General features: G+C 52.4%; 27 protein-coding genes. 18 read left to right on the top strand and 9 right to left on the bottom strand.

Features of this window, described 5'->3' with window-relative positions; all coding sequences use genetic code 11:
* Positions 1 to 551 precede the first annotated feature (551 nt).
* Positions 552 to 1,001, bottom strand: coding sequence for an RrF2 family transcriptional regulator (locus EKM04_RS06170; RefSeq protein ID WP_183897737.1), 450 nt, complete (start codon positions 999 to 1,001; stop codon positions 552 to 554).
* A 475-nt stretch (positions 1,002 to 1,476) separates the two neighbouring features.
* Here EKM04_RS06170 and EKM04_RS06165 point away from each other — a divergent pair, with 475 nt between their 5' ends.
* The 18 genes from EKM04_RS06165 (at position 1,477) to EKM04_RS06080 (ending at position 17,388) form a co-directional block, all read left to right on the top strand.
* Positions 1,477 to 1,986, top strand: coding sequence for a hypothetical protein (locus tag EKM04_RS06165; protein WP_183897738.1), 510 nt, complete (start codon positions 1,477 to 1,479; stop codon positions 1,984 to 1,986).
* A gap of 1 nt (position 1,987) precedes the next feature.
* Entirely contained in the window at positions 1,988 to 2,611 is a 624-nt protein-coding gene (locus tag EKM04_RS06160; RefSeq protein WP_183897739.1) for a lysozyme family protein, read from the top strand.
* 14 nt (positions 2,612 to 2,625) lie between these two features.
* Complete coding sequence (locus EKM04_RS06155; RefSeq protein ID WP_183897740.1) at positions 2,626 to 2,928, top strand: TrbC/VirB2 family protein; 303 nt, start codon at positions 2,626 to 2,628, stop codon at positions 2,926 to 2,928.
* A 3-nt stretch (positions 2,929 to 2,931) separates the two neighbouring features.
* Positions 2,932 to 3,279, top strand: coding sequence for a VirB3 family type IV secretion system protein (locus EKM04_RS06150; protein WP_183897741.1), 348 nt, complete (start codon positions 2,932 to 2,934; stop codon positions 3,277 to 3,279).
* Positions 3,279 to 5,669, top strand: coding sequence for a VirB4 family type IV secretion/conjugal transfer ATPase (locus tag EKM04_RS06145; RefSeq protein WP_234911051.1), 2,391 nt, complete (start codon positions 3,279 to 3,281; stop codon positions 5,667 to 5,669). The genes EKM04_RS06150 and EKM04_RS06145 overlap by 1 nt, the downstream gene beginning before the upstream one ends.
* Complete coding sequence (locus EKM04_RS06140; RefSeq protein ID WP_183897742.1) at positions 5,666 to 6,418, top strand: type IV secretion system protein; 753 nt, start codon at positions 5,666 to 5,668, stop codon at positions 6,416 to 6,418. The genes EKM04_RS06145 and EKM04_RS06140 overlap by 4 nt, the downstream gene beginning before the upstream one ends.
* Positions 6,418 to 6,690: an EexN family lipoprotein gene (locus tag EKM04_RS06135; RefSeq protein ID WP_183897743.1), complete on the top strand. Its 273-nt coding sequence runs from the start codon at positions 6,418 to 6,420 to the stop codon at positions 6,688 to 6,690. Before EKM04_RS06140 ends, EKM04_RS06135 begins: the two co-directional genes overlap by 1 nt.
* 2 nt (positions 6,691 to 6,692) lie before the next feature.
* Complete coding sequence (locus EKM04_RS06130) at positions 6,693 to 7,622, top strand: TrbL/VirB6 family protein (protein WP_183897744.1); 930 nt, start codon at positions 6,693 to 6,695, stop codon at positions 7,620 to 7,622.
* Positions 7,623 to 7,625: 3 nt separating this feature from the next.
* Entirely contained in the window at positions 7,626 to 7,934 is a 309-nt protein-coding gene (locus tag EKM04_RS06125; RefSeq protein ID WP_183897745.1) for a hypothetical protein, read from the top strand.
* Positions 7,935 to 7,936: 2 nt separating this feature from the next.
* Positions 7,937 to 8,617 (top strand): VirB8 family type IV secretion system protein, encoded by a 681-nt coding sequence (locus tag EKM04_RS06120; protein ID WP_183897746.1) that lies wholly within the window; start codon positions 7,937 to 7,939, stop codon positions 8,615 to 8,617.
* Positions 8,614 to 9,495, top strand: coding sequence for a P-type conjugative transfer protein VirB9 (gene virB9, locus EKM04_RS06115; protein ID WP_183897747.1), 882 nt, complete (start codon positions 8,614 to 8,616; stop codon positions 9,493 to 9,495). Before EKM04_RS06120 ends, virB9 begins: the two co-directional genes overlap by 4 nt.
* The gene (gene virB10, locus EKM04_RS06110; protein WP_183897748.1) at positions 9,492 to 10,718 is read left to right on the top strand and encodes a type IV secretion system protein VirB10; all 1,227 of its coding nucleotides are present in this window, start codon (positions 9,492 to 9,494) and stop codon (positions 10,716 to 10,718) included. Before virB9 ends, virB10 begins: the two co-directional genes overlap by 4 nt.
* Before the next feature lie 12 nt (positions 10,719 to 10,730).
* Positions 10,731 to 11,747 carry a P-type DNA transfer ATPase VirB11 gene (gene virB11, locus EKM04_RS06105; protein WP_252094044.1) on the top strand — a complete coding sequence of 339 codons (1,017 nt, stop codon included), beginning with the start codon at positions 10,731 to 10,733 and terminating at the stop codon, positions 11,745 to 11,747.
* Between the two features lie 73 nt (positions 11,748 to 11,820).
* On the top strand, positions 11,821 to 13,701 hold the full coding sequence (locus EKM04_RS06100) for a type IV secretory system conjugative DNA transfer family protein (RefSeq protein ID WP_234911052.1): 1,881 nt from the start codon (positions 11,821 to 11,823) through the stop codon (positions 13,699 to 13,701).
* A gap of 12 nt (positions 13,702 to 13,713) precedes the next feature.
* On the top strand, positions 13,714 to 15,306 hold the full coding sequence (locus EKM04_RS06095) for an LPD7 domain-containing protein (RefSeq protein WP_183897750.1): 1,593 nt from the start codon (positions 13,714 to 13,716) through the stop codon (positions 15,304 to 15,306).
* Between the two features lie 72 nt (positions 15,307 to 15,378).
* Positions 15,379 to 15,585 carry an antitoxin VbhA family protein gene (locus tag EKM04_RS06090; protein WP_183897751.1) on the top strand — a complete coding sequence of 69 codons (207 nt, stop codon included), beginning with the start codon at positions 15,379 to 15,381 and terminating at the stop codon, positions 15,583 to 15,585.
* Between the two features lie 62 nt (positions 15,586 to 15,647).
* Positions 15,648 to 16,835: a Fic/DOC family protein gene (locus tag EKM04_RS06085; RefSeq protein ID WP_183897752.1), complete on the top strand. Its 1,188-nt coding sequence runs from the start codon at positions 15,648 to 15,650 to the stop codon at positions 16,833 to 16,835.
* Positions 16,836 to 16,848: 13 nt separating this feature from the next.
* Entirely contained in the window at positions 16,849 to 17,388 is a 540-nt protein-coding gene (locus EKM04_RS06080) for a restriction endonuclease (protein ID WP_183897753.1), read from the top strand.
* 45 nt (positions 17,389 to 17,433) lie between these two features.
* On the opposite strand, the gene EKM04_RS06075 is transcribed toward EKM04_RS06080, so the two are convergent.
* The 8 genes from EKM04_RS06075 to EKM04_RS06040 form a co-directional block, all read right to left on the bottom strand.
* The gene (locus EKM04_RS06075; protein WP_183897754.1) at positions 17,434 to 17,715 is read right to left on the bottom strand and encodes an addiction module antidote protein; all 282 of its coding nucleotides are present in this window, start codon (positions 17,713 to 17,715) and stop codon (positions 17,434 to 17,436) included.
* 2 nt (positions 17,716 to 17,717) lie between these two features.
* Positions 17,718 to 18,017 (bottom strand): type II toxin-antitoxin system RelE/ParE family toxin, encoded by a 300-nt coding sequence (locus tag EKM04_RS06070; protein WP_183897755.1) that lies wholly within the window; start codon positions 18,015 to 18,017, stop codon positions 17,718 to 17,720.
* Between the two features lie 83 nt (positions 18,018 to 18,100).
* The gene (locus tag EKM04_RS06065; protein ID WP_183897756.1) at positions 18,101 to 19,252 is read right to left on the bottom strand and encodes a relaxase/mobilization nuclease domain-containing protein; all 1,152 of its coding nucleotides are present in this window, start codon (positions 19,250 to 19,252) and stop codon (positions 18,101 to 18,103) included.
* The gene (mobC, locus tag EKM04_RS06060; RefSeq protein ID WP_183897757.1) at positions 19,242 to 19,778 is read right to left on the bottom strand and encodes a plasmid mobilization relaxosome protein MobC; all 537 of its coding nucleotides are present in this window, start codon (positions 19,776 to 19,778) and stop codon (positions 19,242 to 19,244) included. The genes EKM04_RS06065 and mobC overlap by 11 nt, the downstream gene beginning before the upstream one ends.
* 379 nt (positions 19,779 to 20,157) lie before the next feature.
* Complete coding sequence (locus tag EKM04_RS06055) at positions 20,158 to 20,505, bottom strand: hypothetical protein (protein ID WP_183897758.1); 348 nt, start codon at positions 20,503 to 20,505, stop codon at positions 20,158 to 20,160.
* A gap of 13 nt (positions 20,506 to 20,518) precedes the next feature.
* Positions 20,519 to 21,517, bottom strand: a complete 999-nt coding sequence (locus tag EKM04_RS06050) for a ParB/RepB/Spo0J family partition protein (protein ID WP_183897759.1) — start codon at positions 21,515 to 21,517, stop codon at positions 20,519 to 20,521.
* A complete protein-coding gene (locus EKM04_RS06045; RefSeq protein WP_183897760.1) occupies positions 21,514 to 22,257 on the bottom strand; it encodes a ParA family protein in 744 nt (247 codons plus the stop codon). Before EKM04_RS06045 ends, EKM04_RS06050 begins: the two co-directional genes overlap by 4 nt.
* A 130-nt stretch (positions 22,258 to 22,387) precedes the next feature.
* Positions 22,388 to 22,960, bottom strand: a complete 573-nt coding sequence (locus tag EKM04_RS06040) for a hypothetical protein (protein WP_183897761.1) — start codon at positions 22,958 to 22,960, stop codon at positions 22,388 to 22,390.
* Between the last annotated feature and the right edge of the window lie 19 nt (positions 22,961 to 22,979).

The following is a 22,979-nucleotide window of genomic DNA, read 5'->3' as shown; positions in this document are numbered from 1 at the left end:
GCGCTTTTTTTTCGATACTCGCCATTTTGGTGCACTTTTTTTCTGTGGGTTAAGATGTCGTACCGTCAATCACCCGATCCGCTTCGCCACAAATCGTAATAATGCGTCGATTTTGCCGTCAAAAGGTCGCGAATACATATGTCCAACAGCGTTATGGCACGTAGGGTCCGAAGCCCACGCCATGCTTTTGTTCAGGCCTTCGAGACAGGTTGGATTGGAAGGGGCGGTATCGTGAGAGAGAAAAGCGATAGCTGGGTCGAGATCGTAAACGGCGCTTTGAACGGCCGCATTAGCCTTCCCCAACGATCCGTAGAAATTGTTGGCGAGCCTTGGCCGGAGTACGGTGATCGAGCGTACCGCCTCTATGAGCAGGGCAGCAACTCACAACGCGAAATAGGCGTATGTTGGTGTTGGGCAGGTCTAGAGAGACGATCAATCTTACTGAATACAGATGACGGCAAATATTACGGACACCTCCAGTCCGTTTCCATGAAAGACGCATGGGCACGATTTACCATTGAAATATATGATGAAATCGAATGAACAGAGACCTATTTCACCTTGGGAATTTCGATACCTAAAGCTTCTAGGGTATAAGGATCGCCAGCGATTTCAGCAAAATTGAAACGCTCCAACTCCTTGAGAAACGCCGTGCGAGACCGCTCGTAAACAAAGCTTAGTGTCGCTTTCGGGTGTCGTGGTTTATGCTGCTCATCAATAGCGAGAATTGGAGCGATCTCGAAATCCGCTTCAAGAAGCTCGATTACTTCGCGCAACGATACCGTTGCTGGATCTCGAAGCCACGAATGGCCTCCGGAACGTCCCATCCTGGTTGTAATGATTTCAGCATCGCCAAGCAGCCTGAAGGGCCGCTTGAGAGCGCTTTGAACAATGCCGAAACATTCTTGAATCTCTGATTGCTGCACCACCTCGCGGGGTAATACAGCGGCCATATAAATCAAAGCATTTACACCCACGTCAGTGGAAGTGAGCAGTCTCATTCAAAACGTCCGGTATTCATCATTCTGCGGTCAGAAAAGAGTATTGCACATAAAGCATGGGAATGCATGTGAAGCCATTGTTAGAGATTCCTGGGATTCCCATTCAGATTGATTAAAGCGCGAGACCTTCTATTTATAATTGCTAAAAAAAGAAAAACAATCAGCACCGCAAGCGGTAAGCGAACTAGAAACTGGCGCGAGCCATGCGAAAACATCGGTATAAATCCGGTGTAGTCTGACAGCAACAGGCATCAAGTAATCAACCGAAGAAATCAAAACCCATACCAAACAGCAATTTTTACGGGTGTACATTTAGCACCTCCTCGTTAATATCGTGATTGCATTTCACTACTTTTGCAATTATCCGGGTTTTTCGTCTCACCGGACACGGATACGATGGAGGGATAAAGTGCGTAAAATCGGGAAACTGAAGAGGTTTGTAACGGGCGTTACCATATTGGCAGGGTGCAGTTTGATGAGCGCGCCCGTAAACGCAGAAGACAATTGGCCCTGTGAGGTTGCTCTGTGCATTTCAAATCCGGCCGGTCCCATGGCGGTTGGTGAATGCGTCAATCCAATCAAAAAACTCTACGAACATCTGGCCAAAGGCCGGGGCTTCCCGATGTGCAAATCAGCGGATGGCCATGTGCAGTTCACCCGCTACGGGATGGAGTTTCAGGAAGATTGCCCGGAAGGCACACGCACGGTTTATCGGGATGACGACGAGGGACATCGCTCCAGCCGAAACATGCGCATGTGTGAAAAATTCATTCCGATCAAAGGCGGCTTTTCTGTCGGAGGCGCGTTCAGCAACGGAAGCAACGGCGGTCGCAATGATAACGACGATCTTCCGGTATTTGAATATCGCATGGTCAACGGAGAGCGCGTCTACGGCCAGGTAGTGACCGAGGCCGCGCCAATTCGGGCAAAGCCTAGCTATCTCGATTATGTCGTGCAGGGCGATAGCCGCCGTCTGTGGTGGTAGAATGGACACGCTAGCCATTCTTGCCCTTGCAACCCAATGCGTGACTGCTGCACCGGCCCCAATCGTTGCAGCTGTCGCCATGGCGGAAACCAGCGGCTCGACCTATTCGGTCACAGTCGATGGTAAGCGAAGCGACCACGCTGAACAGAACGAGGCTGTTCAAAGCGTGGCGCTCGCTCTCGTCGAAGGCGCTACCGTGAAAGTCGGTCTTGCTGGCGTTCCTGTGAAATCCTTCGACAGCCTGAAGGTGTCTTACACCGAAGGATTTTCGTCCTGCTTCAACCTCGAAGTTGCAGGGGATGAACTTCGCAAGCGTTGGGAATCGTTCGGTGGCCAAGAGGATCACTGGCGGTTGGCGGCACTGGACTATGGGACCGGAGAACCCGGTGTCGATAGTGACTATTCTAAGCGTTTTGACGCCGCTCTGGCAGAAATCAATGAGCTTTCTCACCGTTTGGGCAAGCGGCAGGGACAGGCGAGCAAGGTAGTTGCCGCTGGTCCTGCTTCATCTTCCGATGAAGAAGCGCCCAATTCTCCCCCGGCGCAGCAAGCAGCAGTGCCGGAAAACAAATGGGACGTTTTCAACAATCAGCGGTCCCAATCACTTTTGATTTTTTCGCGGTAATTAAGGAGCCACGTATGTTCATCAACGGCGCTATGCGCTTCCTGCCCCTGATGATGGCGGTAGTATTCTTCTCAGCAGTCATGGTCGAGCCTGCCTTTGCGCAAAGCTTGGGAGGCGCAGAATCCATTCTCGAAACGATTGTTGATGCTCTGACGGGCAACATTGCGCGTCTTATCGCGATCATCGCCTGCATTTTGGTCGGCTTTGGCTTCCTGTTCGGTTTTGTCGATCTGCGGACGGTTGGTTACTTCGTCGTTGGCGCCATCATCTTGTTCGGTGCGCGTGAAATCGTAGACCTTCTTTCTTCGGGTAGCTGATCCATGGCGAATGAGGACGAAAAGCCCACTGAAGACATTCTCTTCCTTGCTTGCACACGGCCTGCGATGTTCGCGGGCGTGACCATGGAAGCGGTCTTCATCATCATCGTTTTGACCGGGCTTGTCTTCCTCGCAGGCGGTAGCCTGCTTTATCTCTTGGTTGGCGTATTCATCTATGCGGGATGCCGTGCGGTGTGCGCCAACGATCCCAACCAGTTCAGCATCATTTTCGCTTGGGCAGCAACCAAGCTCAAATGCCGGACGCGCGTGTATTGGGGCGCTTCATCTGTCAGCCCCCTCCGCGTCAAAAAGGCGCGCAATTGGCGCGAAGTTCAAAAGGTCGAAGTGTAATGGTCAAACTCATGGGCCGTAACCGTGCCATCCAGCGCGAGGCGCTTGCATCAGAAAAACTGCCATATATCCGGCACATCGATGAGCACATCGTGAGCCTGCGCAATGGTCAGATGCTTGCTGTAATCGAGCTTGAAGGCGCGTCTTTCGATACGGCTGACCATACCGAAAAAAATGACCTTCACGCAAAGCTGAACCTCATGTGGCGCAACATCAACGATGAGCGCCTGGCGGTCTGGACACATCTTATTCGAACGCGGGACGTCGATTACCCTGAAGGAACCTTCAAATCGGCTTTCGCGAAACAGCTTGACGATAAGTACAAGCAGAAAATGACCAGCGAAACGCTGTACCGAAACCGCCTTTACCTCGCCCTTGTGTGGGCTCCAGCGCGTGATGCGGACAAGCCGACGAAATCGCTCGTTGCTCGTTTGAGGAAGGCCCGCAAAACCGGTACGGAGATAGACGAAAAGGGGCTGCGCGATTTTCGCGGCATCATTCCAACAATCGTCACAGGACTCGACCGCTATGAAGCCCGCCTCTGCGGCCTCTATGAGCATAACGGCTTCATGTTCTCACAAGTCAGTGAATACCTGAACGCAGTTGGTACTCTGTCATTTGAGAAAATGCCTCTGACAGAAGGACCGATCAACGGAGCTATTCTGCTTGATCGTCCTCTGTTCGGCCGTGAGGTCATCGAGCTTCGCGGAGCAGGGCAATCCAGATATTGCGGCGTCCTTGGGGTGAAGGAATATCCAGCAACGACGCGGCCCGGAATGCTGAATGATCTTCTGCAAGCTCCGTTTGAGTTTGTCCTGTCGCAATCCTTTGCCATGGCCTCCAAAACGGAAAGCCGCTCGATCCTGACGCTGAAGCAGAACCAGATGACCAATGTGAGGGACCGCGCTCTATCACAGATCGTGGACCTGGACCAAGCGCTTGACGATCTGGAATCGAGCAAGTTCACAATGGGTCGCCATCACCTCAACCTCATGGTTGTGGCTGACACCGCGCAATCGCTCATGGACAAGATGGCTATTGCCCGTCGAATGATGTCAGATTGTAGCGTTGTGACCGCTCGCGAAGATCTCGCCCTCGAAGCTGCGTATTGGGGGCAGTTCCCCGGCAATTTCAATCAGCGCCCTCGCTCCGGTCACATAAGCTCTCGCAATTTCGCGGCTCTGTCGCCGTTCATGTCCTATCCGAAGGGCGATTTGACCAACCCATGGGGGCCATCTATCGCCTTGCTCAAAACTTCGAGCGGATGCGGTTTTCACCTGAACCTTCATGTCGGTGATCTTGGGAACACCTTCATTTGCGGCCCGTCTGGATCAGGTAAGACCGTACTGCAGAACTTCATTTTGGCGCAGTTGCAAAAGCACGATGTAACAACAGTGTTCTTTGACAAAGATCGTGGTGCAGACATTTTCGTTCGTGCAGCTGGCGGTAACTACCTCTCGCTTGAGAATGGACGGCCAACAGGTTGCGCGCCCCTGAAGGCACTTGATCTAAATAACCCCGATGACCATGCTTTTGCGGTCGAATGGGCGACGAATCTGATTTCGCATTCAGATGGACGTCCGCTAACCGTGCCAGAGCAAAAGGATATCGATAACGCGATCCTTCAAATGCGCCAGCTGCCACAATCGCAGCGCTCTCTCTCAGCGTTGAAAGCTTTCCTGTCTTCCAACGACTTGGAAGGGACTGCTGCGCGTCTCGATCGATGGACCGCAGGCGGTCCTCTTGGGTGGGTCTTTGACAACGAGACCGATGCCTTGGACCTCAATTCAACATTCCTTGGGTTCGATATGACGGACTTTTTGGATAATCCGACGATCAGAACACCCCTCATGATGTATCTGTTCTACCGGATCGAGCGGCTTATCGATGGTCGCCGGATCGTCATCGACATCGATGAGTTCTGGAAAGCTCTTGGCGATCCGGCGTTTCGTGAATTGGCCCAAAACAAACTCAAGACCATCCGTAAACAGAACGGCTTGATGATTTTCGGCACGCAGTCTCCGCGGGACGCGATTGCATCTTCGATCGGGTACACAATCATCGAGCAATGCCCGACAAAGATTTTCATGCCTAATTCGGCAGCCAGTGCCGCCGATTATATCGACGGGTTCGGGCTATCGCGCCGCGAATTCGAACTTATCAAGACAGAACTGACGGTGGAAAAACGGCAGTTCTTGATCAAGCAGGAACACAACTCCGTTGTGGCGGAACTGTCTCTGCATGGTTTCAACGACGAATTGACCATCCTTTCGGGTCGTACAGCAGCCGTGAACAGACTTGACGAGATTCGCGCAACTGTTGGCGACGATCCCGCCGACTGGATGCCTATCCTACTCAACAAACGGGATAATAGAGGAGAAGCCGCATGACGAAAATTTGGTCGAACAAATCTTCGATGAAGGCCACAGTCAACGCCTTACACTCTGTGAAAGTAGGCCTCGCCGCATCGATCGTTGCCCTTGGTCTTGCCACCGGCGCGCAAGCGCAGGGTATTCCGGTCATCGACGCGACTGCAATCGCGCGATGGGGTCAGCAACTCCAAGAGATGAAAAATCAGCTTGATCAGGCAAAGCAGATTTTTGATGAGGCACAGAAGCTAAATCAGTCCTTCGACATTTCGAAGCTCGAAGATCTCAAGACGATTTTGGAAGATCGCAATTTCCAACAGTATCTCCCGCAGGAATATGGTCAGTATGCCAGCGCTGTAGATGGTTTGCTGAAAGGCAATGTTGATGGCTTCGCGCAGCAGTATGACTATTACGAAAGCAAGGGCCAACAAAACGCCAACGACTTTTATCAAGCTGAACTGAAACGCAGAAAGGGCGAGACCTATAAGGACATGGCCGTTGGTGAAGTCGTTTACGACCAAGCCTCAAAGCGCCTCGAAGGTCTCAACCAGCTTCGCGATAAGATCAGCTCAACCTCAAGCCCACGCGAAGTAATGGAACTGCAGGCACGTATTCAGGCAGAAAGCGCGCTTCTTCAAAACGAGGTGTTGCGGATGCAGGGCGTTGCAATGATCCAAGAAGCTCGTAACCGCGTCGATGAGCAGCGCGTTGAGGAGCGCCGTGCAGAGCGGCGCGACCAAATGAAAGCTGCGATTGGAAATACGAACTGATGAACGCTGGCTACACGATAATGGCCGTCGCGCTTGCTGCATTCGTCACAGGATGCAGCAGCGAGACTGAAAAGCCGGCAGAAGCCGCGCCGAAGGCAGAAGTCTTCGACGTTCAGTATTATCTCAACAACGATCAAGCCAGACGGCAAATGCTCGTCCAGTGCCAGGATAACCCCGGCGCTCTTGAAGACACGCCGAACTGCGTAAATGCGACTGAAGCTGCCAAGCAGGTGCGTCGGCAGGAAATGCGCGACGCAATCAATAAGGGGTAAGGATGGCGATCGCATCGGAAATCGTCAGCAGTTTCGTTGAACCGCTGGAAACATTTATCCAAGAGGGTGCAGGCAACCTTGCTTCGGCATTGCAGGGACCACTCACTGTCGGTGCCACGCTGTACATCGTGATTTTCGGGATCATGATCCTGTTAGGCTACGTGCGCGCGCCGATTTCCGATTTTGTGATCAACGTTTTCAAAATCTCGATACTCGTAGCACTCGTGACGCAGGTTGATAATTACAACACTTACGTCACCGATTTGTTCTTCACCCAATTGCCGGATGGTCTAAGTCAGGCCATCGGCTCCGTTTCATCGAGCGGTGTAAGCACAGAGGAGATCAAAAGTGGGGCGGGTTTCGATGCGATCATAGATCGGGTCATTCTCATGGGAGAAGAAATTGCTTCCGAAGGAAGCTGGCGCGATGTCTATCCGTACATCGTGGCTGGTGTTTTTACCATTGCGGCGCTTATCGTCGCGATGATCCTCCTCGCCATTTACTTGTTTGCGAAAACGGCCGCCGCCTTGATCCTTGTTCTCGGGCCTCTGTTTATCGCAATGCTTCTATTCCGCGCCACACAGTCATTGTTCTCTTCATGGCTTTCAGCGGCCATTAACTTTGTCCTTCTGCAAGTCCTTACGATCGCTCTGCTGACGCTACTTGTCAGCCTTATCGAGTCGTACATCGGCGATGCTGAAGGGCAGGACGCTGGCACTCAAATTGTGATGGCATGGCGACTGACAGGTCTTTTCGCGCTCAGCCTTTATCTCGGTCTTCAACTGCCGGAAATTGCAGCGCGGGTTTCATCAGGTGGATTGGCCCTCGGGGGCGGTTTCGGTAGAGCCGCACTTGAAGCCCTCAAAAAAGTACCCGGCGCAGGGACGGCCGCCAAAGTTGGCGGAACAATTGCAAGAGCCGGCGGGAGATAAATAATGAAAAACAGAATTGCAAAGCTGGCTCTGCCAGCAATGGCCGTCTTTGTCCTGAGTGCCTGTACCACAATCGAGGAAAAGGGGCTGCCCAAATGCTCAGGCAGTGACAGGAGACCTTTGAATGCGGATCTGTGGGATTCCGCTACACCACCAACGAGCGGATCGGAAATTGGTTCCGCTTTGAAACCCTATTCTCCGGTCGAAACGAACAAGCCCGCATCCGTCGCGGCCATCGAAACGGCAACTGGTAGCGCAGCTTCCCAATGGAATGTTGCCGCCTCTGAAAAACCATGCGGTGAAGGAGCTTAAAGATGGTTGAGGCTCAAAACCTCAAGGAATATTTTGAGCGCTCGCGCCGTTGGGAGCAGGACGAACTTCGCTCTGCTTTACGGTCTAAGCGACTTGCATGGACTGTTGCTGCCGTTTCTATGGCAGGCACGATCGCCTCGGTATCTGCCGTGGCGGCTTTGGTCCCACTACAGAAAATCGAGCCGTTCATAATCCGGGTCGATACTGGAACCGGAATTACCGAAGCCGCATCGATGCTGAAAGATGCGCCTGCGACACTTTCCGATGCTCAAGCACGCTACTTCATTGCAAAGTATGTGACGGCTAGGGAAAGCTATTCAAGGGTCACGGTGCAGGACAACTATCGTGTGGTCAACACCATGTCCACAGGACCAGTCCAAGAGGGATATGCCCGCTGGATAAGCGCCAATAACCCACAATCCCCTCAAAAGCTTCTAGGACCCCAAGGAACTGTGCGGATTGAAATCCGCTCAGTTCAGCTAGTTCGGCAGGGTCTTGCAACAGTGAGATTCGTCCAGATCGCGGAATATCAGGGAACTGAACCGCGTACTCAGCACTACGTTGCGACCGTAGCCTACGAGGTTCTGCCTGAGGAACGGCTTACCTGGCAGCAACGCTTGATCAATCCCATCGCCTTCGCGGTAACAGAATACAGGACCGACCCGGAGGTCGTTGACCAATGAGAAGCTACGCCCGCACCTTGATATTAGCCTGCAGCATAACCCTCGCCGGGACCTGGGCTCACGCATTGGACATACCAAAGGCCGGAACGAATGATAGTCGCATTCGCTTCGTTGACTATTCAGCCAATGACGTTGTGAAAGTCATTGGTCGATATCGTGCCTCTACGCAGATCGAGTTCGACGCGACGGAAGAAATCGTACATGTCGCAACTGGTGACAGCGTTGGTTGGGAAGTCGCACCTGCTCACAATATTCTTTTCCTGAAGCCGCGTGAGAAAAACCCGCCTACAAACCTTCAGGTCGTGACCGTTCGCCAAAGCGGTGAGCGGCGCGTCTATCAGTTCGAGCTACGGGCCACAGAAGGCGATGTGACCGCCAACGACGCATATTTCCTAGTCCGATTCCGATATCCAACGGACGAGGCAAATGAGCGTCAGCGTCTTGCCGCGCTCCAAGCCGCCCAACATCGAGCCGCCGCCAATAAGCGAGCCGTCGATAGCACTCTGTCGTTGCACCAGAGCTACGGTGCAAGAAACTACCGCTATTCGGCTCAAGGCTCACGCGCGATCCAGCCGGATAGCATTTATGACGATGGCAAGGTCACTACGATGCGATTTGCCGGTAATCGTGAAATCCCCGCTATTTATATGGTTCAAAGTGACGGAAGCGAAACGCTTATTCCTTGGGATGCTCGTAAGAGCGGTGAACTCGTCGTTGTTCATGGGACAGCGAAGGAGTTCCGTCTAAGGCGCGGGGGCGACGTCATCTGCATTTTCAACGAAGGGTATGATCCTGTCGGCGTAAACCCCGGTACAGGCACCACCTCGCCGTCTGTTGAGCGCAGCGTACGGCCTGAACCGCGTGGAGCAAATCGATGAGCAACACCGACAATCAAAATCAGAATGAAGAAGCCTCGGTTGCTGGCGAACGCGGACCTGGCATTACGTCTGTCGCTGAAGAAAAAAGCGCCGCTGGTACGATTGGCCGTAGTGTAGTCGTCGGCCTTATCGTTCTGGCCGGTCTCGGTTTCCTTTATGCGACCTGGGATAGCGGCGACAAAAATGAGGAAGTGCGAGAAACCAAGACGCAGATTGGTCCGGGCGCTGTACCGTTTCAGCCTGCGGCTTTGCCACCGCCACCTGAGCCACCTCCAGCTCCCGTCCAGCAGCCTCAACCCGTCCAGCAGGTCCAACAGCCTGAGCCGCGTGACGAAATGCTTGATGCAAGCATCCGTTCGCCTGTCATCGCCTTTAGCAACAGTTCGTCACGTCGCGATAACGGACAAGGTGGCCAACAAGGGCAAGGACAAGGCGGACCGGGACAGGATTTCTCCGTTGACCTTCCCCCCGGCATTGGCGGCCTCCTCGGTGGCCAACAGGCTCAACAGCGTCAAGATCGCCTGCGCGACAAATTACAGCCTACAAACCTTGAAGGCGTAACGGCGTCGGTGCTTCCGGATCTTCACATGGTCGTTCCACAAGGTACGCAGATTCCTTGCGTGTTGCAGACGGCAATCTCCAGCGATCAACCCGGTATGGTGTCGTGCGTAATTCAGCGCGACGTCATGAGCGCAAGTGGCCAAGTCGTTCTTATGGAAAAAGGAACGACTGTCACTGGCGAATATAATGATGGCCTTCGCCGTGGCCAGAAGCGAATCTTTGTTCTGTGGAACCGCGCTCGTACACCTACTGGTGTAATTGTGAACATGGCTAGCCCCGGCGCTGATGGCCTCGGCCGCTCCGGATTCGATGGTAAGATCGATAATCATTTTTGGGAACGCTTCGGCGGAGCAATCCTAATGTCGATTGTGGGTGATGCCTCGAAGTATGCTTTCCAGCAACTGAATGATGGGACTGATTTCGAGACCAACGAAACCGAGAATGCATCTCGTGATGCAGCTTCGATCGCTCTCGAGAACTCGATCAACATTCCTCCAACCCTTTACAAAAATCAGGGTGAGCAAGTGTCGATCTTTGTGGCTCGTGACCTGTTCTTCGATAAGGTCTATCAGCTGCAAACCACTGAAACCCGCACTCAGATCCTCGATAGAACCGCCACAGGCAACATGCGTGCTAACGCACCTATCATGGCTACGAAATAAGGAATCCAGTGCGTGAGTGATGCGACGCCGCTTTTGACGTTCTTAGAGCCGATACAGCCTTTCCTTGATGAGGAAGGGCTGACGGAACTCTGTATCAACCGGCCTCATGAAATCTGGTGTGAAGGAAAAGACGGCTGGAAACGTCATGAGATTGCAGACCCGAAGTTGAGCTATCAAAGCTTAGCTTCCGGGTTTGCAAAACTCGCAGCTTCTTTCACCAAACAGAACATAGATGAGAAGCATCCAGTTCTTTCAACAACACTTCCAGGCGGTGAACGCTGCCAGATTGTCATTCCTCCTGCCGTCCCGTCCGGAACAGTTTCTATAACGATCAGAAAGCCGTCCGATGTATCGCTTAGCCTGTCGGACCTTGACGAGCGCGGGCTATTCGCCAAAGTCAGCACGCAGACTGGCAAGCTGAACGACACGGACGAGGAGCTTTTACGCTTAAAAGCCGCGCATCAATGGACGGAATTTTTTGACCTTGCTGTCCGCAGTCGAAAAAACATCATCATCAGCGGCGCCACCGGTAGCGGAAAGACAACTTTCTCGAAAAGTCTCATTCGATGCATTCCGGACAATGAGCGCATCATCACGATTGAAGACGCCTTAGAACTTGAAGTGCCTCCGCCAAACCATGTGAGGCTTATCTACTCAAAGGATGGTCAAGGGCAATCGAAGGCCGGACCGAAACAGCTTCTCGAAAGCTGCCTGCGTATGCGTCCAGATAGAATTCTCCTGCAAGAGCTGCGCGACGGCACAGCCTTTTTCTACCTCCGCAATGCTAATTCCGGTCACCCAGGTTCGATCACGACAGTTCACGCGGATTCGGCTGCGCTGGCATTCGAACAACTGACGCTTCTTGTGAAAGAGTCTGAAGGCGGTTCACAGATCGACCGCGACGACATTCGCGCCCTGCTGGTGATGCTCGTCGATATCGTGGTCCAGATCAAAAAATTTCCTGACGGCTCTCGTCGCATCACTGAAGTTTATTTCGACCCTGAAAAGCAGCTTGGACAGGGAATTTAACCAACGAGGATTTTAGATGCCAAACCAACTTCGATACGGCCTTTGGGCCGTAGCCGGGCTTCTCACAATCGCTTTGGTTTTCATCCTCTCATCGAACCTGGCTCTGGTATTTTTACGGTCGCATGATGGTGAACTTCATGTTCTGACCATCATCGATATGCTGACCTCTTCGAACGAACGGGAAAACGGAACCGCTCGACTTGCTCTCATCATAACTTGCGGCGCTGCTTTGTTCGGTGCGGGTGCTCTGTGGAAAGCAAGAGGTTCAAAAGCGCTTCATGGCACCGCTCGTTTTGCCACTGAGGCGGAAGTTCGAAAAGCAGGTTTGCGGGAAACGACAGGTATTATCGTCGGCAAGCTGAGGGGAAAATATCTCATCTTCGGCGGATCGGAGCATGTCATTGTCTACGCGCCTACGCGCGGCGGTAAAGGTGTCGGCGTCGTTATTCCAAACTTGTTGAATTGGGCGGATTCGGCAATTGTACTCGATATCAAGAAAGAGAATTGGCAGCTCACTGCCGGTTTCAGAAAACAGGCTGGGCAAGAGGTATATCTGTTTGATCCCTTCGACCCGGAAGGCAGAACTGCCCGCTATAATCCACTCGCATATGTGAAAAGGGACAACCCAACCGACCTCTATGATGACCTGCAACGGATCTCAGGGATGCTGTTTCCCATCGAAGGCCGCACTGTAGATCCGTTCTGGACCGAAAGCGCCCGCACCGCATTCATAGCGGTCGCCGGCTATATCGCTGAAACGCCTGAATTACCTTTCACGATCGGCGAGGTACTTCGCCAAATCGCAGCCGCGCCAGACATTTCCAAGCACTTCAAAGGCATATTGGAAAAGAGAAGTGAGGATCGGCCTCTATCCCAACAGTGCCGCACAGCGATGAACGATTTTCTGGCATCCTCGGAGAATACGCTGCAAAGCGTTAGAAAGTCGGTCAGTGCGAAGCTCGGCCTTTGGCTCAATGCCAGGATCGATGCAGCAACCAGCGCAAATGATTTCGATTTGCGGGAACTTAGGCGGCGGCCGATTTCGATCTACCTCGGTGTTACGCCTGACAATCTTGATCGCATGGCACCTCTGTTGAACCTATTTTTTCAGCAGGCCGTTGACCTCAACACTCGTGTTTTGCCTGAACAGGACAAAACACTGAAGCGCCAGCTCATGCTTATGATGGATGAGTTCCGGGCGCTCGGGAATGTCGAAATCATTGCCAAAGGTGTTTCGTATGTCGCCGGTTTCGGAATCCGCATTGTGACAATCGTTCAATCACCATCGCAAATCCGCGAAGTCTACGGTCCCGACGCAGCGCTTAACTACATGACGAACCATGGTGTGGAGGTCGTATTCACACCGAAGGAACACACCATAGCCACGGAATTAAGCGAGCGTTTCGGTTATGATACCGTCGCGGGACGATCCCGTTCGCGTGGCCTTGGCTTTTCTCGCTCGTCCAAGACCGAAACCACTTCGGACCAACGACGCGCTTTGATGCTCCCGCAAGAACTGGTGCTAACGCCATTCGAGGAAGAGTATCTTCTGAAAGGTGGCATCCCACCTGTGAAGGCCAATAAAATCCTCTACTGGAATGATCCTGTTTTCAAAAAGCGGCTCCTCCCTCCTCCCTCCTTGACCACAAAAAATCAGGTCAGCGATGCTCGGATCGACGTGTTGGAGCGGCAGGTTGAGACGCTGCGCAAAGCGCTTAATGAGCGAATTGCGCGAGAACCTACAATCGAAGAAATTACCGCGCCAGTGCAGGTAGCTGACGGCGAAGACGGCCTTATTTGGGAAATGCCAGACGGAACAGCTGTCGATCTGACATTCGAAGGTATCGATCTGAGCGACGATACCACCGTCAATCAGCAAAACGCAGAAACACGAGTAGGTGCCTTTTTCAGCGAGCTTTTGGATGGAAGGTCTGAAGGCCGCTCGATAGAATGAAAGGAATAATCCATGGCTGACGATGACAATAAAGCGCGTGATCTCGACGAGACACGCGAAAAGGTAGATGAAGCCGCCTCTCTCTTAGAGCCTGAAAACCCCGATTTGCTGGAAATTGCGCGCGATCCCGAACGCAGCATAGCGGCACCTGTACGGGGCGGCCAAGATCGAGGCGACACCGCGGGTGCTGGAACTTCTCTCCGTGACCAGTCAGAATCAAATCGCAAAACGGACTTTGTGAAATCAGACCGTCCGGCTGTCGAGGATGATTACCCCGACGAAATAAACCGCAAATACTACCGTAGGAAAGATTTCGCTGGCGACGATCACATTTATGCCGACGCAAAGGGGAGTCGTGAGCTTTTTCAAGTGAGCGGTGACAAGCTCAAGACCAAAAACGAAGACCCGCAGGCTGTCAAATTGATGCTGGACACAGCCGCGCATCGCGGGTGGACAGAAATCAAGGTCAAGGGAACAGAAGAATTCAGGCGTGAAGCATGGCTTGAAGGACAAGCCCGCGGAATAAACGTGACCGGCTACAAGCCGAACGAGATTGATTTGCAAGAGCTTAAAAAGCGTGAGCAGATGTTTCTCCGAAATGAAATAGCTCCTGAACTCGGACAACAATCACCAAACCCTGCCTCGTCCGCGAACGGCGCTGACGTTGAAAAAGCAAAGGAAGAGACAGAGGCGTTTGAACGCACACGCGCTGACCGTTCAAATCCAAGCTATAAGACCGGCATAGAAGGTACGGTTATCGAACAGGGCTCACGTCCCTACCGTGACGATCCCGAAAACGATCATTCCCCCTATGTCGTGCTTCGGGATGCCAATGGCCGCGAACACACCGCTTGGGGTGTCGGCCTTCCAGACGCCATGCTGAGGGCAGGTGCCAAGACAGGCGATCAGGTCCGTTTGCAAGAAGCCGGAATGGAGACAGTCACGAAGTCGGTCATCCGCACAGTTGATGGCCAACAGGTACGTGTCCAGCAACAAGTAGAGCGTCGGAGTTGGGATGCCGAAGTGACGAAGGAGCAAGAGCGCAGCGGCCAGGAGATGAACGAGCGCGAGCAACAGGAAGCACCGCTCGGCTCGGCAAGAGAGCAACGGATTAATGCAGCTGAAGCCAATGTAGCTCGATCCATCGTCGCAGGCGAAAACGCGCTTCACAGCGGACCGGCTCGCGATGCTGCCTTAGAGGATGGCAGGTTCGCCAATGAAGCACGAGCGAAAGAATATGCCGCGACTGGCCGCGGAGCCGGCGATGATCCTCAGTTACGCTCTGCCGTTGCTATGGAAGCATACGTTGAGCGTAAGCTGCGTGCCAAATTCCAGAATGATCCTGTCGCAGTTCAACGTGGACTAAGCACCGCGAGAAACAAGATTTCACAGGCTATTGCACGGGGTCAGGATTTCCCGAAGCCCCGCGTCGTAGAAACGCGAGAAGCTTCAAGAAGTGAAGAACGAGGGCGTGAAGTTCTGGGTGCGGAAGCAGAAAAGACCGGCAAGCAGATAGAACAGCGCGAGCAGGTTCAAGAGCAGACGAGGGACATGGAACGTGAATCCGCGCGACAGAATATCCGCGAACAAAACAGGGATAGATAGCTCAACACTTTGATTTAACTTGACTTTCCCCTGTGGAAATGGTAGTAATCGGTACTAATTGGAGGTTTGAACATGAATATTCATCAAAGCGTTCCAGACCGTTCGCCGGAAGCTATTGCACAGCGACGCCGTGCAGCTGATCAGGCTCGGGCGATGATTGCCAGACAGGGATACAAGCATAATCAGGTATGGGAAGATGCTACTGAAGCCTATGTGAATGGTGATATCTCAGACGTCGAGTACCGAGCAAAAGTCATCCGTTCGCCAAAGCAGGCTTGATCAATCTTATTGTAATCCAGCGGCCGCCTATATGGCGGCCATTTTTATGAGTTAGACATTTCATGAGTAATGATCCGTACTGCTATCCGAATCCGACAGGCAATCCAGATGGCGAGCGTGTTCTAAAAAATCGCTTTGGGATAACTTCTAACAAGGAATTGCGAGAAGAAGAATACAACGCAACGGGTGCTCGCATGATCCAGATTGAGATTGGCGACGGTCCCAAAGGCAAGTTTGACGCTGACCACCTCAAAGCCCTTCACCGCCATATATTCCAAGATGTTTATGAGTGGGCCGGTTACACGCGAGCTGAAACACCGATTGTTGACGGCGAACGTATGCCGCAGATTGGCTCGATCAGCAAAGGCGGGACGAACTTCCTCCCCGGCCAGAATATCGACATGGGCTTGGCCGACGCTTTCAAGGACTTAAGCGATCTCAGAACCCTCAAGGGCATTAGCGCAGACGAATTTTCAAAGCTGGCTGGAAAAGTTCTAGGCGATCTGAACTATGTTCACCCATTTCGAGAGGGAAATGGACGGACGCAGGAAACATTTATTGTCCAGCTCGGTCGCGAACTCGGCCACGAAGTGCAGTTAGATGTCGTGAGTAAGGCACGAATGATTGAAGGATCGAAAGAGGCCATCAGAGATGCCGACAGCAAAGCGCTCTCTCATGCTATCCTCGATTCCGTTGATCCCAACAGGCAGGGTGCTATTCGCTCAACTTTCGCGATGCTGAGAGAGTATGGCGAAGATCCGATGGAACACGATGTTCGCACAGCACTCCCAGGTGAGCGTGTCACTGGTAACCTAATCGATCATGACGAGCTAACAATAAAGGTTGCAGCCGAGAATTACATTGTCGTCGTGGACCGCCGGGACTTCCCTCAAAAAATCGAGGATGAAATGGAAGTCGATTTTGTCGCGACCCATGATTTCTCTGGTCATGACAAAGCGAGAACATATTTGGACGGTTCAAGGGAAAGCCTTCTTAGTGAGCCGGAATTGAGAAAAGCTGTCATTCTCGAAACGTACGTGACAGACAAGACAACCCGGCAATTCCCAAACGACAAAGATGCTGTTGATCAGGCCGTAAAGGTCGCTCGGGAAAAGATTGCAGGAATGATCGCCAACGGCATTGATATTCCCTCCCCTACCATACAGCGAGATCAAGACGTTGATCGCTCGGATATCAATCATTCGCCACCTGAAGATGATCGCCCAAAAGACTACGGACGCGAGCGCTAGAGCGCGTTAAGTCATGCAGGATCACGAAATAAAAATCATCGCAGTTGCGATCATCATCGCAGCAGGAATCTTGTTGCGGCGGCTTCTGAAACCCAAAGCGCGCATCCTGAGACATAAAAGAAAGCAGGAGCAAGCGCGCCGTGTCCTGGAAAAGATCAACACTATTCCTTTGATGCCACAACGTCTCGCCTACCTGCGCAAGATCGATCCTCTGACCTTCGAAGAACTATTACTCGAAGGCTTTGAGAGGCGCGGGCATAGAGTTGTTCGAAACACACACTACAGTGGTGATGGCGGGATTGATGGCTCGGTTCAGATAGATGGGGAAACACATCTCCTGCAAGCTAAGAGATATGCCAAGCACATCAACCGCCAGCACATTGCAGATTTCAGCGCTTTGATCGCCGCACGCAACTGCAAAGGTATTTTCATTCACACTGGCAGAACGGGCGCAGGCGCGAAAGACCTCGTCTTACAGGACCATCGTTTAACGATTTTGAGCGGCCAAAAACTTTTGAATTTCCTGAACTCAGAGACTTTTATAAAAGATTAGACAATTCCAGCGCTCACGAGGTGGTTTCATCGCGACCATGGCGGATCACGCCGCGCTTAGTGTCATCCGGAAGCCCAGCGCATGGATGATTTTGTGCATCGTTTCATAGCGAAGCTTTGACCCGGGTTTCAGGGCTTTGTAGAGGCTTTCGCGGCCAAGCCCGGAAGTTTCTGCGATCTGCGCCATGCCTCGAGCCTTAGCGACATGACCCAGCGCCGAAATGAAAACATCTGGGTTTTCATCCTCCATGGCTGCGGCCAAGAACTCCAGCATGTCTTCTTCATCGTGCAGGTACTCTGAAGCGTCGAATTTTTTGAACTGCGTCATAATCATTCCTTTCCGACGGTACGGGCCATTTCTATGGCTTTTTCTATGTCACGCTTTTGACTGGACTTGTCCCCGCCGATCAGCAGAAAATAAACGGTCTCACCCTTGCGCGTGTAATAGAGCCGATATCCCGGCCCGTAATGAATGCGCATTTCGGATACGCCCTCGCCTACCGGCTTGGAATCTCCGAAGTTTCCATGCTCTGCCGCAATAATGCGTGCAGCGATGCGAACCCTACCCTTTTTATCTTTCAGGGACTGCAACCAGCTATCGAACTGCGACGATATCTCAAAAGTGTTCATGGCTATTTGTATCCAATTGGATACACCAATACAAGCACAAAGTTTGCGTTTGATCGGGAGTTAGCAAAATCAGCTATAACGCATCACCGGGATCGACCTCCACCCCGCTCCGGTCCCGTATCACCTCTATCGCCAACTCTCGGTTCTAATTGAACATTTCTGTCCTGTTCCACCGACTTGCCCTGCGCATGCTCTCGAATCTGCTTTGCAAGGAGAGTGAGATAAATATCGCGCTGAAACCTTGGCTCAGGAAGCGACTGCGCAAAAGCCTCGACCTTTACCGCCAGCTGCCGGTCTGCGGAACTGGTGCTGGTCGCAAGCTCGCGGGCTGCGGCCCTGTAAACAGCTTTGACGCCTATGTTTTTCGCCTTCGCAGCGTCTTCCCAAGGGCGTTCACGCGCTCCCTGCCCCTCTCTGCGAGCCGCTCCAGAAGTCCGTGCAGTTCCTTTGACAAGCTCCTCGTAAGCTTGCTCCATCGAGCGCTTCTCATTGCGTGGCGTTAGACCACGCGCACGCATCTGTCGAAACTCCTGACGTTCCGATTTCATGCTGCGACCGCGTGAATAACGAGGCGTAGCCTCAGCATCGATTCCTCGATGCCGTAATGCTTCCGCAAACTGTTCCCGGTACTTTGAGAGAACGGCCTTACCGGGGTTGAACGCTCGCCCGTTATGTTGGCGACCCCGTACCGTCACATGAGCATGCGGATGGTTGGTATCGTCATGGAATGCGACCATAACATCGACGCGAGGCCGGATTTCCTTATCCACGAAATCACGGACCGCATCGCGGAACTGCGACCTGTCCACGCCGGGGGGCATGGAAAGAACCATATTCACCGAAAGCGACGTTTTGCGGACCTGATGCTGGCCTTTGTAAATGACCTCATCATCTGCCCAATCTCCATGTAGATCGCGAACCGCCTCTTTGCCCTTAATCGGGCCATAATCGGTTTCAGCTTCGACCTTCCCGTTTCTGGTAATGTAATCCATGTGCTGTTTCAGATGGTCGCCGTCCTTGGTGCGGCCCGAAATCTTCACCATCACTTCCGGTGCTTTTGATACGACGCGGGCAAGCTTGGCTTTCGCATCAGGGCTTTTTTTCAACGCCGCCATAAGCTGCGGGAACTGATCCTGATACGTCCGCATCTGCCCATTGCGAAGCCAAGCTGCGGAGACACCTACCCCTTTATAGAAGTCGTCATAAAGCGCTCGAACCTTGGGATCATTCTTCATTGCCGGAACCTTCCCAGGAACGAACGTTCCCTCTCGCCATCAGGTGCAAAGCCGTGATTGCTTTTGAAACTTCATCGCGAGCCGCATCGACTGCCTTTGCATCAACCGAGAATGAGCCGCCTTCCCTTCGAGCCTCATTAACTGCGCGGGTGATCTGGTTGAGGTTGACGCCAACCTTTCGAACCTGATTGACCAGTGCACGTATTTCATGAAGCTCGCCCACGGAAAACTGTGCGCCCGATCCTAACCGGACACGCACCACAGAACGCAGCCATTGCGAAGGCTTCATGCTTCTCTCTGCTGCTGCCTTCCTTACTGCTGAAACCTCGTTCTCAGACAGTCTGACCGAAAGATGCACTGCCCTCCCATGAGGGTCAGGCAGCGACGGAGCCTTGCCGTCGCCTTGACCGTCAACCGCCATCGAAACCAGACGACGAAGCAGAGCGGACTTACCGCCATGCGCCTTTGCCAACGCTGAAAAGCGTTCTGCAATGTCGTCATCAACGTGGGTGCCAAGAAGTTTCATAATCGCATCTTTAAAGAATTCAGTCGCGTCGGCTATCCTGCACTAGAATACGAGATAATGTAATAGTTTGCTTGAGCAAACACAAGCGGGTGCGGGATTTGCTCAAGAGAGATAACGCCTCGCTTCGCGAGTCCATTTGATTGAGGGCTACGCCCGAAAAGGGGCAAGGCGCTCACCAAGGGTTAACCCACAGGGCCGCTTGGATCGGTCCCTACATGACAGTCTCATCCAAGCAAGGGACGCTGCGCTTCTGCCCTTGCTTGGCCTCCCCTGCCCTGTTGATCGGGACCTGCGCGGCTCCGAGGGTTAACCACAAAGCAAGGCGCAAAAGAAAACCCGGCACAAAGGCCGGGTTTTCGAAACACGCAGAAGCTTGAAATCAAGTGTAGATCGTTATGCGATCTTCTGGCTGGAGCCGGAATAGCAGGCTGTCATACTTGACCATGATAACAGGCGCGATAAGTCCCATGGTGAGACCAATGGCGATTGCACCACCAAACATGCCAAACCCGAAATCGCTTCCTCTGTAGGCATTGGCGTACCAGAGTAATGCAGGCATCAGCACAACGCCGCCAACCCAACCCGCTACTGTTGTAAATCCGCAAACGATGGTTACAGGTCCGCGAGCAAACGTAAGCAGCTTCCATGCTGCCATGCGAAGCGACCAAAGGATAAAACGCGCTGACAACATGAAGGTGCGTTTAATGCCGTTGAACACCTGACCCATAACCATCACTCCTTTAATCCACGCGGATTATCTCAAATATCTCCAAGTCGCTTAGAGCGACTTCCTTGATTGTTGAACCGTTATCGAAAGAAACAGTCCCGAATTTAGAACCCTGCTCGGCTGGCTTATCTAGCAACAGCCTTCCAAAACTATCCCCTACTTTAACGACAACGGCGTGTGCTACGCTACCCCTTAACCTCGGGGATGAATTCTCTTGTGACTGATCGCGCTTCACTGGTTGCTGTTCAGTGATCGCCGCAGATTGGGCCTCGCCGACCTCAACCTTGTCTTCCGCAATGTCGGTCGATAGTGAAGTTAAGGGCGAGCTACTTTCGCTCTTGAGCGATTTCGCAAATTCGATTGCCTCTCGTTGCGTGATAGTTTCTCGTGAGGCAACATACGCCTCCGTAGCATCGGCATTAAGCCCATAGGCTTTATGAAGCTCATAAGCCGCACGAATACCAAAGCTTTCAGAGCGCTCTTGGATGGCAGGTGCCATGTCGAAGAAATCGACATACAGGGAAACCCAGGCACGAGGTTTGCCAAGCCCCGCCGCTATCACGGCAGGCTTCACGCCCTTAGCCAGTTCGTTACTTACAAAAAGCGCTATGTCATGGTGCGACAACGCTTCGCGTTGGATATTCTCAACCATCTGGTCATAGCCGTCGCTACCTTCGACCCTAATTATGACCGGTATCGTCTTACGTTTTGCAAGCAATGAAGCACGATAGCGACGCGCACCCATGACGATGACATGCTTACCATGTTTGTTTTTTGGGCGGACAACGATTGCTTGAAGCACTCCACGCTTCGATATCGAATCCGCAAGCTCCTGTAAGGCATCGGCATCAAAAGAGCGGCGAGGCTGATCGGGGTCTTCAATCACCATGTCCAGCGCAATTTCTTTGTGTCCTGCGGCTGGCTCCTTGTCCTGATCCTTTTTTGTGTCGAGTGCGGTCAAAGTATCAAAACCGGAGAAGTCGAGACCTTCAAATGTGTTCTTGCTGCTCATGCCCAAATCCGCCCTTCAATCTTTTCCATCAACTCACGCATCTCTCGTCCTGCTGCGCGAGCCGCTGTTTTTGTGTCTTTCCAAACCGGCTGTTTGCTTGCCGCCGTATCGGCATAACCTTGTCTTTGATGCAGAACCGCGTCGAATAGGAAACGAGCACCAAACTTGTCGATGAGGTCTTTCAGTAGGTCTTTCTGCGCTGGCTGGTTGGCGACATACTCGTTTGGCAAAATGCCAAGAAATTCGAGGTCTGGATTGAACTGCTTCTTTGCACCAACAATACTCTGTAGAACACTTTCGATACCTTGCAGCGAGTAGCCTTGAAGCTTGATCGGCGCGATAACGTGTGTAGCAAACAATAGTGGTCCGATTGACAATGCGTTAGCAGCCGGAGGGGTATCGATAACGCAGATATCGTAACCATCCCGCGCCCCAAGGATGTTTTCTCTCAACTGAGGAATCCCAAGCTTAGGGTCCGTGGCATAGTCTTTTAGTTTTTCGTCGGCTGCTATTGTCGTGATCCCCGGCGCATCCATGCCGGGAATGTCGACCGGACCAGCACATAAATCGGTACTGGTGATCGAAAGCAGATTGTCTTGAATAGTGCGTGAAGCGTTACGCTGCTCGTCCAGCTCGACAAGCAGCACACGCTTTTTTTCCGCAAAGAACCACGCAGAGTGGCAAGCGAGCGTCGTTTTTCCAACGCCTCCCTTACGATTGGTGAATTCTAGGATTTTCATTGATACCTTCCTAAACCTTACGGCTCATAAATTCGGCGCGGCGAAATCTCTATTTCTGAATAGCTGATCACTGATCAAAATGGAATCGTCTGCTCACTCGAAATGCAAAAAGTTTGCTCAAGCAAACTTTTCATTTCACTACTGGCGAAGACCGTCGCAGTCGGACGCGGAAGCCATCAAGGGGGGTTCCATGTATGCGGATGCCGTTTTCGGGCGCATCATTTCCGCCGTCATAGATAGGGTCGAGAACAGGAATAACGGTGGTGACGAGTTCGCTGACCATGGACGCTGAACGAGTGGAATCGATGATCTTACCGGCTTCGTTCACTTCAAACAGAACGACTTTGCCCGCGATAATCATGTCGCGGTCCTTGCTTTCCACAAAGGCATGAATGCCATTCATCGCAGCGTTTTTATCCGAGACAATCCGAAAGCCATCGGCATATTCACCAGTAACGGTGAAAAGGCATTCCAGCTTTTGATTGACTTCGATTTCTAATTTATCAGATGCCATTGTGACGGCTTCGATGGTGGACACTTTTGGATCGATCAAAAAAGCGGTGATGGTCGCATTCGCATTTGCCACATTAAACATCGCTGTCTCCAGTTTGAGAATTTCTTGATACCAGCCGGACCAAAACAAGTCAGGCGAATGGGAGCTAGACGCCCTCATTGTTTCGGCCCGGCTGAGGGGCTGGAGCATGACAAGATGCTCCAGTGTA

Origin of the sequence: Rhizobium skierniewicense Ch11, assembly GCF_023757665.1 — a bacterium.
GTDB classification, from domain to species: domain Bacteria; phylum Pseudomonadota; class Alphaproteobacteria; order Rhizobiales; family Rhizobiaceae; genus Agrobacterium; species Agrobacterium skierniewicense.
Note: the sequence above shows the minus strand (reverse complement) of the source record. Positions and strands in the feature narration are given on the sequence as shown.

Coding starts and splice junctions, on each gene's coding strand:
- EKM04_RS06170 (WP_183897737.1), bottom strand. CDS start 1,001: ATGAGACTGCTCACTTCCACTGACGTGGGTGTAAATGCTTTGATTTAT.
- EKM04_RS06165 (WP_183897738.1), top strand. CDS start 1,477: ATGAGCGCGCCCGTAAACGCAGAAGACAATTGGCCCTGTGAGGTTGCT.
- EKM04_RS06160 (WP_183897739.1), top strand. CDS start 1,988: ATGGACACGCTAGCCATTCTTGCCCTTGCAACCCAATGCGTGACTGCT.
- EKM04_RS06155 (WP_183897740.1), top strand. CDS start 2,626: ATGTTCATCAACGGCGCTATGCGCTTCCTGCCCCTGATGATGGCGGTA.
- EKM04_RS06150 (WP_183897741.1), top strand. CDS start 2,932: ATGGCGAATGAGGACGAAAAGCCCACTGAAGACATTCTCTTCCTTGCT.
- EKM04_RS06145 (WP_234911051.1), top strand. CDS start 3,279: ATGGTCAAACTCATGGGCCGTAACCGTGCCATCCAGCGCGAGGCGCTT.
- EKM04_RS06140 (WP_183897742.1), top strand. CDS start 5,666: ATGACGAAAATTTGGTCGAACAAATCTTCGATGAAGGCCACAGTCAAC.
- EKM04_RS06135 (WP_183897743.1), top strand. CDS start 6,418: ATGAACGCTGGCTACACGATAATGGCCGTCGCGCTTGCTGCATTCGTC.
- EKM04_RS06130 (WP_183897744.1), top strand. CDS start 6,693: ATGGCGATCGCATCGGAAATCGTCAGCAGTTTCGTTGAACCGCTGGAA.
- EKM04_RS06125 (WP_183897745.1), top strand. CDS start 7,626: ATGAAAAACAGAATTGCAAAGCTGGCTCTGCCAGCAATGGCCGTCTTT.
- EKM04_RS06120 (WP_183897746.1), top strand. CDS start 7,937: ATGGTTGAGGCTCAAAACCTCAAGGAATATTTTGAGCGCTCGCGCCGT.
- virB9 (WP_183897747.1), top strand. CDS start 8,614: ATGAGAAGCTACGCCCGCACCTTGATATTAGCCTGCAGCATAACCCTC.
- virB10 (WP_183897748.1), top strand. CDS start 9,492: ATGAGCAACACCGACAATCAAAATCAGAATGAAGAAGCCTCGGTTGCT.
- EKM04_RS06095 (WP_183897750.1), top strand. CDS start 13,714: ATGGCTGACGATGACAATAAAGCGCGTGATCTCGACGAGACACGCGAA.
- EKM04_RS06090 (WP_183897751.1), top strand. CDS start 15,379: ATGAATATTCATCAAAGCGTTCCAGACCGTTCGCCGGAAGCTATTGCA.
- EKM04_RS06085 (WP_183897752.1), top strand. CDS start 15,648: ATGAGTAATGATCCGTACTGCTATCCGAATCCGACAGGCAATCCAGAT.
- EKM04_RS06080 (WP_183897753.1), top strand. CDS start 16,849: ATGCAGGATCACGAAATAAAAATCATCGCAGTTGCGATCATCATCGCA.
- EKM04_RS06075 (WP_183897754.1), bottom strand. CDS start 17,715: ATGACGCAGTTCAAAAAATTCGACGCTTCAGAGTACCTGCACGATGAA.
- EKM04_RS06070 (WP_183897755.1), bottom strand. CDS start 18,017: ATGAACACTTTTGAGATATCGTCGCAGTTCGATAGCTGGTTGCAGTCC.
- EKM04_RS06065 (WP_183897756.1), bottom strand. CDS start 19,252: ATGAAGAATGATCCCAAGGTTCGAGCGCTTTATGACGACTTCTATAAA.
- mobC (WP_183897757.1), bottom strand. CDS start 19,778: ATGAAACTTCTTGGCACCCACGTTGATGACGACATTGCAGAACGCTTT.
- EKM04_RS06055 (WP_183897758.1), bottom strand. CDS start 20,505: ATGGGTCAGGTGTTCAACGGCATTAAACGCACCTTCATGTTGTCAGCG.
- EKM04_RS06050 (WP_183897759.1), bottom strand. CDS start 21,517: ATGAGCAGCAAGAACACATTTGAAGGTCTCGACTTCTCCGGTTTTGAT.
- EKM04_RS06045 (WP_183897760.1), bottom strand. CDS start 22,257: ATGAAAATCCTAGAATTCACCAATCGTAAGGGAGGCGTTGGAAAAACG.
- EKM04_RS06040 (WP_183897761.1), bottom strand. CDS start 22,960: ATGCTCCAGCCCCTCAGCCGGGCCGAAACAATGAGGGCGTCTAGCTCC.